Raw genomic sequence first — 13821 nt, forward strand, 5'->3', positions numbered from 1 at the left:
CACTATATGGGCTGCTCGACCTTTTCGAACTTCACCGTGTTGCCGGAGATCGCCCTTGCCAAGGTCAATCCCGACGCCCCCTTCGACAAGATCTGCTACATCGGCTGCGGCGTCACCACCGGCATCGGCGCGGTCATCAACACCGCCAAGGTCGAGATCGGTTCGACGGCGATCGTCTTCGGCCTTGGCGGCATCGGTCTCAACGTGCTGCAGGGCCTGAAGCTTGCCGGCGCCGACATGATCATCGGCGTCGATATCAACAGTGATCGCAAGGAATGGGGCGAAAAGTTCGGCATGACCCACTTCGTCAATCCGAAGGAGGTCGGTGACGACATCGTGCCCTATCTGGTCAACCTGACCAAACGCAACGGCGACCTGATCGGCGGCGCCGACTATACCTTCGACTGCACCGGCAACACCAAGGTGATGCGCCAGGCGCTGGAAGCCAGCCATCGCGGCTGGGGCAAGTCCATCATCATCGGCGTGGCCGGCGCCGGCCAGGAGATCTCCACCCGTCCGTTCCAGCTGGTCACCGGCCGCAACTGGATGGGCACCGCCTTCGGCGGCGCCCGCGGGCGCACCGACGTGCCGAAGATCGTCGACTGGTACATGCAGGGCAAGATCCAGATCGATCCGATGATCACCCACACCATGCCGCTCGAAGACATCAACAAGGGCTTTGAGCTGATGCATTCCGGCAAGAGCATCCGCGGCGTCGTCGTGTACTGACAAATCGCATTATGGGGAGTGACATGTTTATAGGTTCGCCACGAGAGCGGTTCGAGGGGGAAGCACGCGTCGCGATGACGCCGGACAGCGCCACCCAGCTTCAGAAACTCGGATATCACTGTGCCATCGAAACGGGCGCCGGCAAACTTGCCGGCTTCTCCGACGACGCCTATCGCGCAGTTGGCGTTACGGTCGTCGACAGCATTGACGCACTTTATGCAAGCGTAGACGTCATCGCTCAGGTGCGGCCGCCCGAAGCGAACGACCTAGCAAGGCTTTCGGCAAGCAAGACGCTGATCTCCTTCTTCTATCCTGCGCAAAACAAAGAGCTTCTCGAGCAGGCGAAGACGACCGGCGCAAACGTGGTTGCCATGGACATGGTGCCGCGCATTTCGCGCGCCCAGAAGATGGACGCGCTGTCTTCCATGGCCAACATCGCCGGCTATCGCGCCGTGATCGAGGCCGGCAATAATTTCGGCCGCTTCTTCACCGGCCAGGTGACCGCGGCCGGCAAGATCCCGCCAGCCAAAGTTCTGGTCATTGGCGCCGGCGTCGCCGGTCTGGCCGCCGTCGGCACCAGCATCTCGCTCGGCGCCATCACCTATGCATTCGACGTTCGACCGGAAGTGGCCGAGCAGATCGAATCGATGGGTGCCGAATTCGTCTTCCTCGACTTCAAGGAACAGCAGCAGGACGGCGCGGCGACGGGTGGCTATGCATCGCCGTCGAGCCCCGAATTTCGCGAAGCGCAATTGAAAAAGTTCCGCGAGATCGCGCCGGACATCGACATCGTCGTCAGCACCGCGCTGATCCCGGGCCGCGACGCGCCGAAGCTCTGGCTTGCCGACATGGTCGCCGCGATGAAGCCGGGCTCCGTGGTCGTCGACCTTGCGGCGGAACGCGGCGGGAATTGCGACCTGACTGTTCCGGATCAGAAGATCGTTTCTGAGAACGGCGTCACCGTCATCGGCTATACCGATTTCCCGAGCCGCATGGCCGCGCAAGCCTCGACCCTCTATTCGACGAACATCCGCCATATGATGACGGACCTGACGCCGAAGAAGGATGGCGTTCTCGTCCATAACATGGAAGACGATGTTATTCGCGGAGCCACTGTGGCGTTCCAGGGCGAGATCACCTATCCGCCACCGCCGCCGAAGATCCAGGCGATTGCAGCCCAGAAACGACAAGAAAAGCCCAAGGAGTTGACGCCGGAAGAACGGCGTGCAGCAGAAGCTTCCGCCTTCAAGTCGGCAACGCGGCAGCAGGTCGGCCTGCTCGTCGTCGGCGGTGTTCTCATGGCGCTTATCGGCGCCTATGCACCGTCGGCCTTCATGGGCCACTTCATCGTCTTCGCGCTTTCCTGCTTCGTCGGCTTCCAGGTCATTTGGGGTGTTAGCCATTCGCTGCATACGCCGCTGATGGCCGTGACCAATGCGATTTCCGGGATCATCATCATCGGTGCGTTGCTGCAGGTCACTGCAGGCGGCTGGCTGGTGACCGCCCTTGCCGCCGTTTCGGTGGCGATCGCCACCATCAACATCGTTGGCGGCTTCATGGTCACGCGGCGCATGTTGAACATGTTCCAAAAGTCGTGACGCCAGCCCGGGGTATAGAACTATGTCTATCGGTATCCAGACCGCGGCTTACATCGCCGCATCCGTTCTCTTCATCCTTTCGCTCGGCGGTCTTTCCGGTCAGGAAAGCGCCAAGCGCGCCGTATGGTACGGCATATCAGGCATGGCAATAGCCGTGCTCGCGACCATTCTTGGGCCGGGCGTCGGGCTTTCCGTCGTCCTGATCATCATGCTTGCCTTTGGTGCTGTCATCGGCACGTTGTTGGCACAGCGCGTCGAAATGACCGGCATGCCGCAACTCGTGGCGGCGCTACACTCCTTTGTGGGCCTCGCTGCGGTACTGATCGGCGTCAACTCCGACATGACGGCACATGAGTTCGCCACCAATGCGGAAAAGATCATCCATGAAGTGGAAATCTTCCTTGGCGTGTTCATCGGTGCGGTAACCTTCACCGGCTCGATCATCGCTTATGGCAAACTTTCTGGCCATATCGGCGGCAAGGCACTTATCCTGTCCGGCCGGCACATATTCAATATCCTGATGGTGCTCGGGTCGTTTGTGCTGATGATCGGGTACATGAATGGCGCAGGTGCATGGACCCTCTACCTGATGACGCTGATCGCCTTTGTCATCGGCGCTCATCTCGTCATGGCCATCGGCGGCGCCGATATGCCGGTCGTGGTTTCGATGCTCAACTCCTATTCCGGCTGGGCGGCCGCGGCGACGGGCTTCCTGCTCGGCAACGACCTGTTGATCGTAACCGGAGCTCTCGTCGGCTCGTCGGGCGCGATCCTCTCCTACATCATGTGTAAGGCGATGAACCGCCAGTTCCTGTCGGTCATTCTCGGCGGCTTCGGCAATGCCTCGGCCCCGACGATGGTCGTCGAGGGCGAACAAGTTGCCATCGATGCCGAAGGTGTTGCCGCAGCGCTCAACGATGCCGACTCGGTGATCATCGTTCCGGGTTACGGCATGGCGGTTGCGCAGGCCCAGAGTGCGGTTTCGGAACTCACTCGCAAGCTGCGCGCCGCCGGAAAGCAGGTGCGCTTTGCGATCCATCCGGTCGCAGGTCGGCTGCCCGGCCACATGAACGTCCTGCTGGCGGAAGCAAAGGTCCCTTACGACATTGTATTGGAGATGGACGAGATCAACGACGACTTCCATGAAACCGATGTCGTCATCGTCATCGGCTCGAACGACATCGTCAATCCGGCGGCACAGGAAGATCCGAACTCGCCGATCGCAGGCATGCCCGTGCTCGAGGTCTGGAAAGCCAAGCAGGTTTTCGTCTCCAAGCGTGGCCAGGGCACCGGCTATTCCGGTATCGAGAACCCCCTGTTCTTCAAGGAAAACACCCGCATGTACTACGGCGACGCCAAGGAGTCGGTCAACGGCCTGCTTCCGAAGCTGGCCTGAGAGCTTGATGATCTCCGCTTCCGACTGGAGACATTTTCTCAAAGAAACATGTGCGCGCCAGCCGTAAGCCCGTCACGGCAGGCTCGCCGTTGTGCGCTCGGCCCCTCCCAAATTCGTCCGACCATGACCATGCGATAGCGAAAGTGGCAATCGACATATGGATACGGGTTGCGCGACAAAGGATTTGGGAGCAGGGCCGCTGGCGATCTCGAAATCTGGCCCGATTGAGGGGCGCGGACCGCCTCCCCAGTCGTCAGCGCGCGACAGCGCTGAGACGGGTACGCCCACATGCGGTTAAGGCGGCTCGAACGATCTACCCTGGATGGCGAAGTATGGCACAGGGCCAATTGCAGGCTGAGCCGATCGAATAAAGGGATGTTGGGTCGTCAGGTTCGTCCGCCGGGCATTGACTCGTTAGCCCGGCAGCATTGGCAAATAGTCCTCGAGATCCGCCCGTGATGCGAGCGGATCTATTGTTAATCTTCGGGGGCGATGCGAACGACGATTCCACTGAGAGTCTCGTCAAAGGGGATCTGACAGGAAAGCCGCGAGTTCTCTTGGCGGTAGTCGGAGCCTTCCAGCAACTCACTCTCGTCGATCGAGGGCTCTGCCAGAGTTGCGCTCTTCGGTAGCTCCTCGACGTAGAGGTGGCAGGTGGCACAGGAAAGGCACCCGCCACACATTGCGAGCAGCTCATCAAAGCCCGCGCCTCGGATGTTCTCCATCAGCGACGCGCCCACCCTTCCCTCGAAACTATGCAGCTCTCCATCTCGCGTACGCACTGATATCATAGACATTTTTTCCTCCACTTTCATTCGGACCTCGAATGCCTCACAGCACTTCTGGGCCAAGTTCCTTGAGTTGTTTCGATGTGTCCGCCAAGGCGTCGCGGTCGATCCTCGCTGAGCTATCGACAAGCTTTCGTCCTTGCACGTAGTCGCGGGATGCATTGACGCAATCGAGGGCCAGAACCGCCCCGTCCTTCAGATAAATAACGCTGAAGCTCCGACTGGAGGGATTGCCGCGCGTCACCACGCTGTCAAAGCCGTAGTTGAGACCGATGGTCTGCATTCTCAAATCGTATTGATTGGACCAGAACCAGGGCGTTGCATCGTAGGGCTTGAGTTCGCCGCAGATCGCCTTCGCGGCAGTCGTCGCCTGATCCGTCGCGTTCTGCACAGATTCAATGCGAATACCGCGGCCATGTCTAAGCCGGGCGCAGTCTCCAATGCAGTAAATGTCCGGCAGGGATGTCCGGCATAACTCATCGATATCCACACCGTTTGAGCCTTCCGCGCCCGCCTCGATCAGTGGGCCGGCCGAAGGGACAATGCCTATACCGACCACGACGATATCGGCTGGGATCTTCTCGCCGGTCGCAAGCACCACGTTCTTGACGCGGCCGTTGGAACCTTCCAGCGAACCGACACCGCAGTTGAGGCGGATGTCGACGCCATGTGCGCGATGCTCAGCTTCGTAGAACCTCGATACCGTTTCCCCCGCCACGCGCGCGAGCACGCGGTCGAGCGCCTCGACCAAAGTGACCTCCTTGCCGATCTCTCGGAACACGGCTGCCGCTTCGAGACCGACATAACCGCCGCCGACGATCACGATCCTTTCGGCGCCGGGAAGGCCTTCGACGAGCGCGTCGCAATCTGCCTTGTTGCGTATATAGCAGATTCCGGCCAACTCGCTGCCTGAGCAGGAAAGCTTCCTCGGTTCGCCACCAGCCGCCCACACGAGCCTGCCGTAGGAGAAGCGTTCGCCCAGGTCGGTGACGACGACATGGGCTGCCGCATCGACGGTGGTCACACGCCTGCCCAGCATCAGTTCCACCTGCCGGGAGGTCCAGAAGTCCCCCGGCCTCAGATGCATCCTTTCGAAGGATTTCTTGCCTGCGAGATATTCCTTCGAAAGCGAAGGGCGGTCGTAGGGAACTTCCGCCTCAGCGCCGATCAGGGCAATGCGTCCGGTGAACCCGGACTGCCTGAGCGCCGCCGCTGACTGCGAGCCGCCATGTCCGCCGCCGACGATGATGCAGTCGAAGAAGCCATTGTGATGCTCCTGCGTCATTGTCACGACTTTCTTTCAGCACCGATGAGGACGAAGCACATGGTCGCGGGCTTGTCGCCCTTGTTGCGCCAGGCATGGCGCGTGCCGCATTGGACGACGACGTCGCCCTGCTTCAGTAGCGTTTCGGCGCCGTCATCGAGTTCAAGCCACACTTCACCGTCGAGTACGATGTCATAGTCGATGGTATCTGTAGTGTGCATCCCGGGTGCATCAGGCTCGAACGCCTGGATCAGGCCGGGGATGTGCATCGCCTGTTCCTCAATCGCGGCCGCTGGATCGACGGTTGCGAATACCGAGTCTGGCGGAAAGACGACGATCATCAGCTTCGTCTGGCCCGGTTCGGGGGTGATCAGGATTTGCGGCGGCGCCTGCTCCGCATGACTTTGCGGAAGGCTGGGTTTCGCCGAAGTTGCATAAAGGACCGAAGTAAGGTGGCCCGGCACAGAGCCGTACACATGGGCATTGGGTGCGGGGCCGTCGCTGATGAACACTGACCTGCCGTTACTAATCCCTGTGACGACGCGCCGGGGTATGCGCAGTTGCGTTGCCCTATTCATAGATCAAGCCCTTCGCCTCAAGCTGCGGACGCATGTTGTTAATGTCGAGGCTCAGTTGGCCTCTCTCGTAGAGGCCGCGCTTTTCGTCTTCCATTTTCTGGCGTTTGCGCGCTTTTTCGAGGACCATCGCGGCCTCATCGCGCTTGACGACACAGACACCATCGTCGTCGGCGACGATGACGTCGCCGGGTTCGATGTAGGCTCCGGCGCAGACCACGGAGACCTGGACGTTCGCGAGCGTCTCCTTGACCGTGCCTTGGGCCGATATTGCCTTCGACCAAACGGGAAAGTTCATGGACCGCAGGTCAGCGACATCGCGTACGCCGGCATCGATCACGAGTCCCAGAATTCCGCGAGCCTTGCACGATGTCGCGAGAAGATCGCCGAAATATCCGTCCGTGCACGGCGAAGTTGGTGTGACGACCAGGATGTCGCCGGGCTGCGCGACCTCAAGCGCGACATGGATCATCCAATTGTCACCCGGTGGCACCTCGCATGTGAGCGCCGTGCCACCGATGCGCGAGCCCTCGATCACGGGGCGCAGATGCGGGGCCAGCAATCCCTTCCGGCCTTGCGCTTCATGGACTGTAGCGACGCCGAGCTTACCCAAGGCTTCGCATGTCTCGCGATCCGTTCGCGGTGTCTTGGTCATTACCTTCATTGGGAACCTCTCGAGATGGAATCAAACGTGATTCAACCAGCCGACCGCGCCTTGGAGGAAACTGCGATCAAACACGCCTGCGGCGCTGGATCTGGCTGATCCGTCAAGCAGGTTGGCGCGGATCATCAAGTCGACCGTGGTGTCCATGGCACGTTGCGGAATGGACAAATCGCCGGGCCACATACCCATGTCGCGCATGTAGTGGAGGCCGCGCGAGGCGAGTTCGGTGTCGTCTTTCGTGGTAATGCGCTGGAAAATCGGAAGCGTGATTTCTTCGCGGTTCGGGTCGTTCGTGATCGAATAGGCCTCGAACAATGCCTTGAGGAAACGGCCGACCACATCACGGTTACCATCCAACCAGCTTTTGCGGCCAATGACAGCGGCGAAGACGATCTCGGGGATGACATCATTGATCTCGCCGATCAGGTTGTAGCCATCACGTTCAGCCAGGAAATTCCATGGCGCGGGCTGCGGGGCGCAGTCAATTTCCCCCGTCTGCAGGGCTTCCCAGCGCTTGGTGTGGATGCCGGCGACTTCGAATTCGTAGTCGCCGGGATACCGCAGGCCTTCCTGGGACAGCAGCATCTGGGTGTAGATCGCCGTGCCCTCTGTCAGCGACGATGTGCCGACCTTTTTGCCCTTGAGGTCCTCGATCCTCTTGATCGAGGGCTGAGCGACCAGCGACATCGGCAGGCGATTGGCATTCGAGGCGATGACCCTGAGTTCGCCGCCTTTGACGAAGTTCGAGACGGCACCTTCAGGTGGCGTTATCGCAAGATCGGCCTCGCCTTCGACAACCGCGGTGGTCGCCTTGTCGACGGTGCCCATCTTCTTGTATTCGATCACCAGCCCGTGCTTGGCGAAAATTCCATGCTCTTCAGCCACGAAGACCGGGAGCCAGTTGAACCCTTGCGCCCCGCCTGCGAGGCTTAGACTTTGGCTGGAAGCCATATGTTTTCTCCCTGACAATTTCGAGGCTTCAAAGGCCGCGCTTGCGCAACCGCTCATCCAGAAGCGGATAGACCCGACGTGCGTTTCCTTCGAAGACTGCGTGTCTTTGTTCGTCATCAAGCGTGAGCTGGTCGATGTATCTCTTGGTGTCGTCGAACGGATGCCCCGTCTCCGGGTCGATCGCTTTCACAGCACCGAGCAGCTCGGAGCCGAACAGGATGTTCTTGGTGTCGACGACGCGGAAGAGCGTGTCGATGCCCGCCTGGTGATAGACGCAGGTGTCGAAGAACACATTGTTCATGAGGTGCGTGTCGAGGCCCGGCTTTTCGAGCATGATCGACAGGCCGCGATAACGGCCCCAGTGATACGGCGCAGCCCCGCCTCCGTGCGGTATGATGAGCTTGAGTTCCGGATGGCGCTCGAACAGGTCTCCCTGAATCAACTGCATGAATACCGCCGTATCCGCGTTGATGTAGTGCGCACCCGTCATGTGAAGGCACCGCTCGCAGGAACTCGAAACGTGGATCATCGCGGGGACCCTGAGGGCGACCATGGCCTCCCACATAGGGTCCCACCATGGATCGTAGATCGGCGGCGAGCTCCAACGTCCGCCTGACGGGTCGGGGTTGAGATTACAGCCCACAAAGCCGCTTTCGACGCAGCGCTCCAACTCCTCGATGACATCAGACAGGTCGCCATCAACTGTTTGGGGAAACTGGCAGACGGCTGCGAAATTATCCGGGAACATGTCGACGATCCGGCCGACATTGTCGTTCGACAGGCGCGACCATTCCTTGGCGACCGACGGTCCCGGCACGTGATGACCCATGCCGGAGGCGCGCGGGCTGAGAAGCGTCACGTGCGAACCGCGCTCGCGCTGAATTTTAAGCTGGTTCGCCTCGATAATGTCGCGCAGTTGCTTGTCGGGTATCCCCGGATAGATCGGCGGCTCGGAGGACTTGCCTTCCGCATAGGCGACTTGCGCCGTTCGGAAGGCATGGTGCTCTGGTGGTTCCGTCGTGAAGTGGCCGTGGCAGTCGATGATCAAAGACATCATCCATTCCACTTCGCAGGAAGGTCGGAGATGCCACGGAACCGCCAGCCCTTGCCTGTGATCTCCCGCGAAGTATCGAGACGAAGATCGGGCAACTGCCGGAACACCTCGGCAAGCGCAATCTCGCCCATCGCACGCGACAGGAAGTGGCCGGAACAGAAGTGCGGACGGAAGCCGAATGACAGGTGCTGCTTCTTCTTGCGGAACATGTCGAAACGGTCGGCATCTTCGAAACGCGTCTCATCGCGGTTGGCCGACCCCATGACAATAGCGACGGATGCCCCCTCTGGGATGACCGTTCCGGCGATCTCGAAATCTTCCTTGGCGATGCGCGGTGTTACGCCGATCGGGGCGATCCAGCGCAAGCCCTCATCGAAGGCGCGCATCGCGTTTTCCTGCGGCTGCTCGGCCATAAGCTTCGCCTGGTCGGGATTCGAAAGAAGACCCGTGCAGGCATTCGCCGCCGCATGCCCCGGCTCCTGGAGACCGCCAAGGATGATGACGCGCATGGTCGGAGAAATCTCCTCCCAGCTGCGAACCTCGCCCTTTGCCATGCCGCCATACATGACATGGCTGAGCAGCGAGTGGTTGGGCTTTGATAGGCACGCCTGGTAAAGATCGCCCATCTGCTTGTCGATGTCGGCGAGCGCGTCGTCCAGTCGCTTCCATATGGCCGGATCATTGCTGACGTTCTGCAGGCCGAGCGCCATCGCGTGAAACCACTCGACGAGGGTTTCGTTTGGCGTCTCCGTCAGGCCGATGACGTCGCCAATGCACCGCACCGAGATTGGCTCGAAGAGTTCCGTTGTCAGGTTCGCTTCGCCATTCTTCTTGATGGAGTCGATATAACGCTGCACGACCGGGCGCGTCAGACCTTCGACGAACGAGCGCACGCGTTCCTGCGTGAGATTCTCGTCGATACCCTGACGGAGGCACTGGTGATCTTCACCAGACATGGTCAGGACGTTCGGCATGCCCATGACGCGAGCTTCCGGACGGTCGGCTGAGCCCGACGGTCCAAACACCTTGTCGTTGCCGCCGATCGTGCGGCAGTCGTCGAACCGCGTGATGAAATATTCTTTCGTGCCTTCGAAGAAGGCCACAGGCTCCTCCGCGCGAAGCCTCGCGTAGACGGGATAGGGATCCCTATAGAGATTTTCGCCCGTCAGTTCGGTGTGCGTTCCCGTCATTGATTTCCTCCCTCACCCGCGTCGCGGGGTCTTCGCCAATCCGCCACCATGTTCTCCAACCCGGCGGCATGCATTCTCAGGACGTTCCTTTGGAGCAATCGCCACGCGATTGATGCTTGACATACCGAAACGTCTTCGGATACTGATAGGTATCCAAAGCGAGGTTGGCTGTCAACAAGAGAAATGGACAGGCCGTGGAGAGACCGCTTCGGAAGGGAGGAAATCAGTGAGCAACAGCAGCATCGCCGAGGTGCGCCTTGTGCTTGAGGCGCGGGATGTCTCCGTGCAGTTTGGCGGCGTCAAAGCCCTGACCAATGTGTCGGTTTCCGTGAAGGCAGGAGAAATCTGTGGCTTGATCGGGCCGAACGGAGCAGGCAAATCGACATTTCTCAACGCGGCGACCCGGCTCGTAAATTACACAAGCGGATCCATCATGCTTGGCGGTCAGCCACTCGAAGGCGTCGGCTCGCGCGAGATGATCGGAATGGGCATCGCGAGGACCTTCCAGAACCTCGGCATCTATGCCTCGATGACCGTTCTGGAGAATGTCATGCTCGGGGCGCATCACCGGTTTGGCGGCAAGTTCGCTCAAGCGATCTTTGCTCCGTCTCGGATAAGGGCAGAGGAACGGTCTGCACGCGAGAAGGCCATGGCGGTGCTTGAAGAGGTCGGCATGGTCGAGCTCGCCGCGCGCGCGGCCGGATCGCTTTCCTATCCCCTGCAGAAGCGTATGGAGATCGCTCGCGCGCTTGCCGCCGAGCCTAAAATTCTTCTGCTTGACGAACCCGCCGGCGGACTGACGCACGGCGAGGTCCACGAATTTGGGTCGCTCGTCGATGGCATCCGACGCAAGCGGAACCTCTCCATTCTTCTCATCGAGCATCACATGGGGCTGGTCATGAGCCTTTGCGACCGGATCATTGTCTTGCATCTGGGTCGCAACTTGGCCGAAGGCACCCCTTCCGAAATCAAGTCCAACGACGCGGTGATTGCCGCCTACCTCGGGAAGGCGGCATGACACTGGATCTCAAGAACCTCTCCGTGTTCTACGGCAAGACGCAGGCACTGTTCGACTGTTCGTTCTCAGTGGGAGAAGGCGAATTTGTCGCCCTGCTCGGCTCCAACGGGGCTGGGAAGACGACGCTGCTGCGTGCCGTTTCCGGACTGCTCCCCTTCAAAGGCTCGATTGCCTTTTCGGGAATGGCGCTCGACAAGATCGTCGCGCAGAAGCGCCTCGCGCTCGGCATTGCTCATATACCCCAGGGGCGCGGGACTTTCTCCGAGTTTACGGTCGATGAAAACCTGTCCCTCGGGGCAACGATCGTGTCGAACCGATCACAAGTGAGGGAGGACAAAGACCGCTGGTACGAGACATTCCCGCGTCTGCGCGAACGGCGCGATCAGCTTGCGGGAAACCTTAGCGGTGGGGAACAGCAGATGCTGGCTGTCGCCCGCGCGCTCATGTCTCGTCCGAAGCTTCTGATGTGCGACGAGCCATCGCTCGGGCTCGCCCCTTCGATCACTCAGGAAATCCTGGCGATTTTCAAGACGCTCAACAAGGATCACGGCATGACGCTGCTCGTGGTCGAGCAGAATGTCGACATCACCCTTCAATATGCCGACCGGGCCTTCGTTATCGAGGCCGGCCAGATTGTGGCAAGCGGTGCGGCAACCGAGCTGATCGCCAACGAAGACATCAAGAAATCTTACCTGGGAGTTGCCTGATGAGCCTCTTCTTCCAGCTCGTCGTCAGCGGCCTGACCACGGGCGCAATTTACGCGGCGCTCGCCCTGGCGCTCGTCCTCATCTTCAGGGCAACCAACGTCGTCAACTTCGGCCAGGGCGAGATGGCGACCTTTTCCGCCTATGTGGCCTGGCAGTTGATGCAATGGGGTGCGCCGCTCTGGCTCGCCGTCCTCGCGAGCCTCATTATGGCGTTTGCTATTGGGATTGTGACTTTCCGCTTGATTATCCGGCCGATGATGAGCGCTCCCGTGGAGGCGGTCGTCGTCATCACCCTTGGCATCCTCGTCCTCTTCCAAGCGGCGTGCATGTGGATGTGGGGCGCCGAGCAACTCTCGTTCCCAAGCCTCTTCCCTGACGGCGGTTTGGATATCGGCGGCGTTCGCGTGCTCGCTTCCGCCATCGGCACGCTAACGATCCTTTTTGTTATCGCTTTGGCGATGGGCTTTATCTTCCGGTTCACCAGGCTTGGCCTATCGATGCGTGCGGCGGCTTTCGACCATGCCCGAAGCGTACTTGTCGGCGTTAATGTCGAACGCATGCTGATGTTGGGCTGGGGCTTTGCCGCCATTATTGGGGCACTTGCCGCAATCCTGATTGCCCCTCGGCTCTTCCTCAGCCCGACGATGATGACGCCAATCCTCTTTTACGGGCTCGCTGCAGCAACGCTCGGCGGCTGGGACAGTCCGCTTGGCGCAATCGTTGGCGGCCTCGCCGTCGGCGTCGCCGAGAGCTTGGGTGCCAGCTACCTCTCGTTCGTCGGCGCCGACATGCGCATCGCCGTGCCGATCGCCCTCACGCTCATCATCCTGCTCGTCAAGCCCGTCGGCCTGTTCGGATCCTACAAGGTGACAAAACTATGAATGACGGATTCCGCGCGGCGACTCTCAAGTTCGGTCTCTTTGCGATCGTCGCGATCCTTATCCCAGTCTTTGTGCCGGGATACGCACTTCAGCAGGTGGCGATCGCGATCGCCTACGCTATCGCCATTTTAGGTCTGAACCTGCTAATGGGGTTCGCCGGCCAAATTTGCCTTGCGCAGGGAACGCTGTTCGGCGTCGGCGCTTACGTGACGGCGATCCTCAATGCCACCTACGGCATCTCGCCGCTCGTAACGTTGCCTGTCTCTGCAGCCGTGGCGGCCGTCGTCGGGCTTGCCATCGGCCTTCCGGCACTCAGGCTTCAGGGCTTGCAGCTTGCCATCGTGACATTTGGTATCGCGGCCGCGTTCCCGCAATTGCTGCTCAAGATGGGGAGCCTGACGGGTGGAGTGTCGGGGCTTCCGATCGATGCCCTCGAACCTCCGAGGTTCATGCCGGACAATCCCGAGTTGTGGCTCTACATCATATCGCTCACTTGCGCGGGGATCGGTGCCCTACTTGTCTCGCTAATGCTCTTCGGCGACAACGGGCGCGCGCTCAGGGCACAGCGGGACAATCCACAGATTGCCCAAGCGCTCGGCATCAACCTGACACGTACTCGCCTTTGGGCATTTGCCGCAAGTTCGGCGCTCGCGGGACTCGGCGGCGGAGTGTTCGGGATCATCAGTGGTTTCATCAGCCCGGAGTCGTTCCTGGCAATCCTGTCCATCAACATCGTGATCGGCAGCATTGTCGGCGGCGTTACCAGTATCGTCGGAGCATTTCTCGGCGGTCTGTTCATGGTCTTCGTCCCGACCTGGGCATCTGACATCAACCTGAGCCTCGGCAACCTGATCTACGGCCTCGCGCTCATCGTGATCATGATGGTCGCGCGCAATGGGGTCACTGGCTTCATCGAAAAATGGCTCTCGATGACTTTTCGGAGGATGGCGAGTAGCCGACGCCAAATTGAAACAAGGGAGGAACTGATATGAGATTTATTTCTATA

General features: G+C 60.1%; 14 protein-coding genes. 7 read left to right on the forward strand and 7 right to left on the reverse strand.

Features of this window, described 5'->3' with window-relative positions; translation table 11 throughout:
* The 3 genes from EEQ99_RS33715 to pntB all read left to right on the forward strand — a co-directional run.
* The coding region (locus tag EEQ99_RS33715; RefSeq protein ID WP_164736005.1) for a zinc-binding dehydrogenase at positions 1 to 729 on the forward strand (729 nt) is incomplete at its 5' end.
* 23 nt (positions 730 to 752) lie between these two features.
* The gene (locus EEQ99_RS33720) at positions 753 to 2327 is read left to right on the forward strand and encodes a Re/Si-specific NAD(P)(+) transhydrogenase subunit alpha (RefSeq protein WP_127431895.1); all 1575 of its coding nucleotides are present in this window, start codon (positions 753 to 755) and stop codon (positions 2325 to 2327) included.
* A gap of 22 nt (positions 2328 to 2349) precedes the next feature.
* On the forward strand, positions 2350 to 3723 hold the full coding sequence (pntB, locus tag EEQ99_RS33725; protein ID WP_127431896.1) for a Re/Si-specific NAD(P)(+) transhydrogenase subunit beta: 1374 nt from the start codon (positions 2350 to 2352) through the stop codon (positions 3721 to 3723).
* Between the two features lie 476 nt (positions 3724 to 4199).
* Here pntB and EEQ99_RS33730 read toward each other — a convergent pair whose 3' ends face one another.
* The 7 genes from EEQ99_RS33730 to EEQ99_RS33760 are packed head-to-tail and all read right to left on the reverse strand — an operon-like array spanning position 4200 to position 10209.
* Positions 4200 to 4520, reverse strand: coding sequence for a 2Fe-2S iron-sulfur cluster-binding family protein (locus tag EEQ99_RS33730; protein WP_127431897.1), 321 nt, complete (start codon positions 4518 to 4520; stop codon positions 4200 to 4202).
* Between the two features lie 34 nt (positions 4521 to 4554).
* Positions 4555 to 5796, reverse strand: a complete 1242-nt coding sequence (locus tag EEQ99_RS33735) for an NAD(P)/FAD-dependent oxidoreductase (RefSeq protein ID WP_097545355.1) — start codon at positions 5794 to 5796, stop codon at positions 4555 to 4557.
* A gap of 2 nt (positions 5797 to 5798) precedes the next feature.
* The gene (locus EEQ99_RS33740; RefSeq protein WP_244604885.1) at positions 5799 to 6287 is read right to left on the reverse strand and encodes a cupin domain-containing protein; all 489 of its coding nucleotides are present in this window, start codon (positions 6285 to 6287) and stop codon (positions 5799 to 5801) included.
* A 58-nt stretch (positions 6288 to 6345) separates the two neighbouring features.
* Positions 6346 to 7014 (reverse strand): 4-carboxy-4-hydroxy-2-oxoadipate aldolase/oxaloacetate decarboxylase, encoded by a 669-nt coding sequence (locus tag EEQ99_RS33745; protein ID WP_063474710.1) that lies wholly within the window; start codon positions 7012 to 7014, stop codon positions 6346 to 6348.
* Between the two features lie 21 nt (positions 7015 to 7035).
* Positions 7036 to 7965 (reverse strand): ABC transporter substrate-binding protein, encoded by a 930-nt coding sequence (locus EEQ99_RS33750; protein WP_063474711.1) that lies wholly within the window; start codon positions 7963 to 7965, stop codon positions 7036 to 7038.
* Positions 7966 to 7993: 28 nt separating this feature from the next.
* Positions 7994 to 9019, reverse strand: coding sequence for an amidohydrolase family protein (locus EEQ99_RS33755; RefSeq protein ID WP_082849689.1), 1026 nt, complete (start codon positions 9017 to 9019; stop codon positions 7994 to 7996).
* Positions 9019 to 10209 carry a cytochrome P450 gene (locus EEQ99_RS33760; RefSeq protein ID WP_047613874.1) on the reverse strand — a complete coding sequence of 397 codons (1191 nt, stop codon included), beginning with the start codon at positions 10207 to 10209 and terminating at the stop codon, positions 9019 to 9021. Before EEQ99_RS33760 ends, EEQ99_RS33755 begins: the two co-directional genes overlap by 1 nt.
* Before the next feature lie 226 nt (positions 10210 to 10435).
* Here EEQ99_RS33760 and EEQ99_RS33765 point away from each other — a divergent pair, with 226 nt between their 5' ends.
* Genes EEQ99_RS33765 through EEQ99_RS33780 form a run of 4 tightly spaced genes read left to right on the forward strand, consistent with a single transcriptional unit; the run spans position 10436 to position 13807 of the window.
* Entirely contained in the window at positions 10436 to 11227 is a 792-nt protein-coding gene (locus EEQ99_RS33765) for an ABC transporter ATP-binding protein (RefSeq protein WP_063474713.1), read from the forward strand.
* Positions 11224 to 11934: an ABC transporter ATP-binding protein gene (locus EEQ99_RS33770; protein ID WP_063474714.1), complete on the forward strand. Its 711-nt coding sequence runs from the start codon at positions 11224 to 11226 to the stop codon at positions 11932 to 11934. The genes EEQ99_RS33765 and EEQ99_RS33770 overlap by 4 nt, the downstream gene beginning before the upstream one ends.
* Positions 11934 to 12815: a branched-chain amino acid ABC transporter permease gene (locus EEQ99_RS33775; RefSeq protein WP_063474715.1), complete on the forward strand. Its 882-nt coding sequence runs from the start codon at positions 11934 to 11936 to the stop codon at positions 12813 to 12815. The genes EEQ99_RS33770 and EEQ99_RS33775 overlap by 1 nt, the downstream gene beginning before the upstream one ends.
* The gene (locus EEQ99_RS33780; RefSeq protein WP_063474716.1) at positions 12812 to 13807 is read left to right on the forward strand and encodes a branched-chain amino acid ABC transporter permease; all 996 of its coding nucleotides are present in this window, start codon (positions 12812 to 12814) and stop codon (positions 13805 to 13807) included. The genes EEQ99_RS33775 and EEQ99_RS33780 overlap by 4 nt, the downstream gene beginning before the upstream one ends.
* Positions 13808 to 13821 lie beyond the last annotated feature (14 nt).

Source organism: Rhizobium anhuiense, assembly GCF_003985145.1.
Classification (GTDB): domain Bacteria; phylum Pseudomonadota; class Alphaproteobacteria; order Rhizobiales; family Rhizobiaceae; genus Rhizobium; species Rhizobium anhuiense.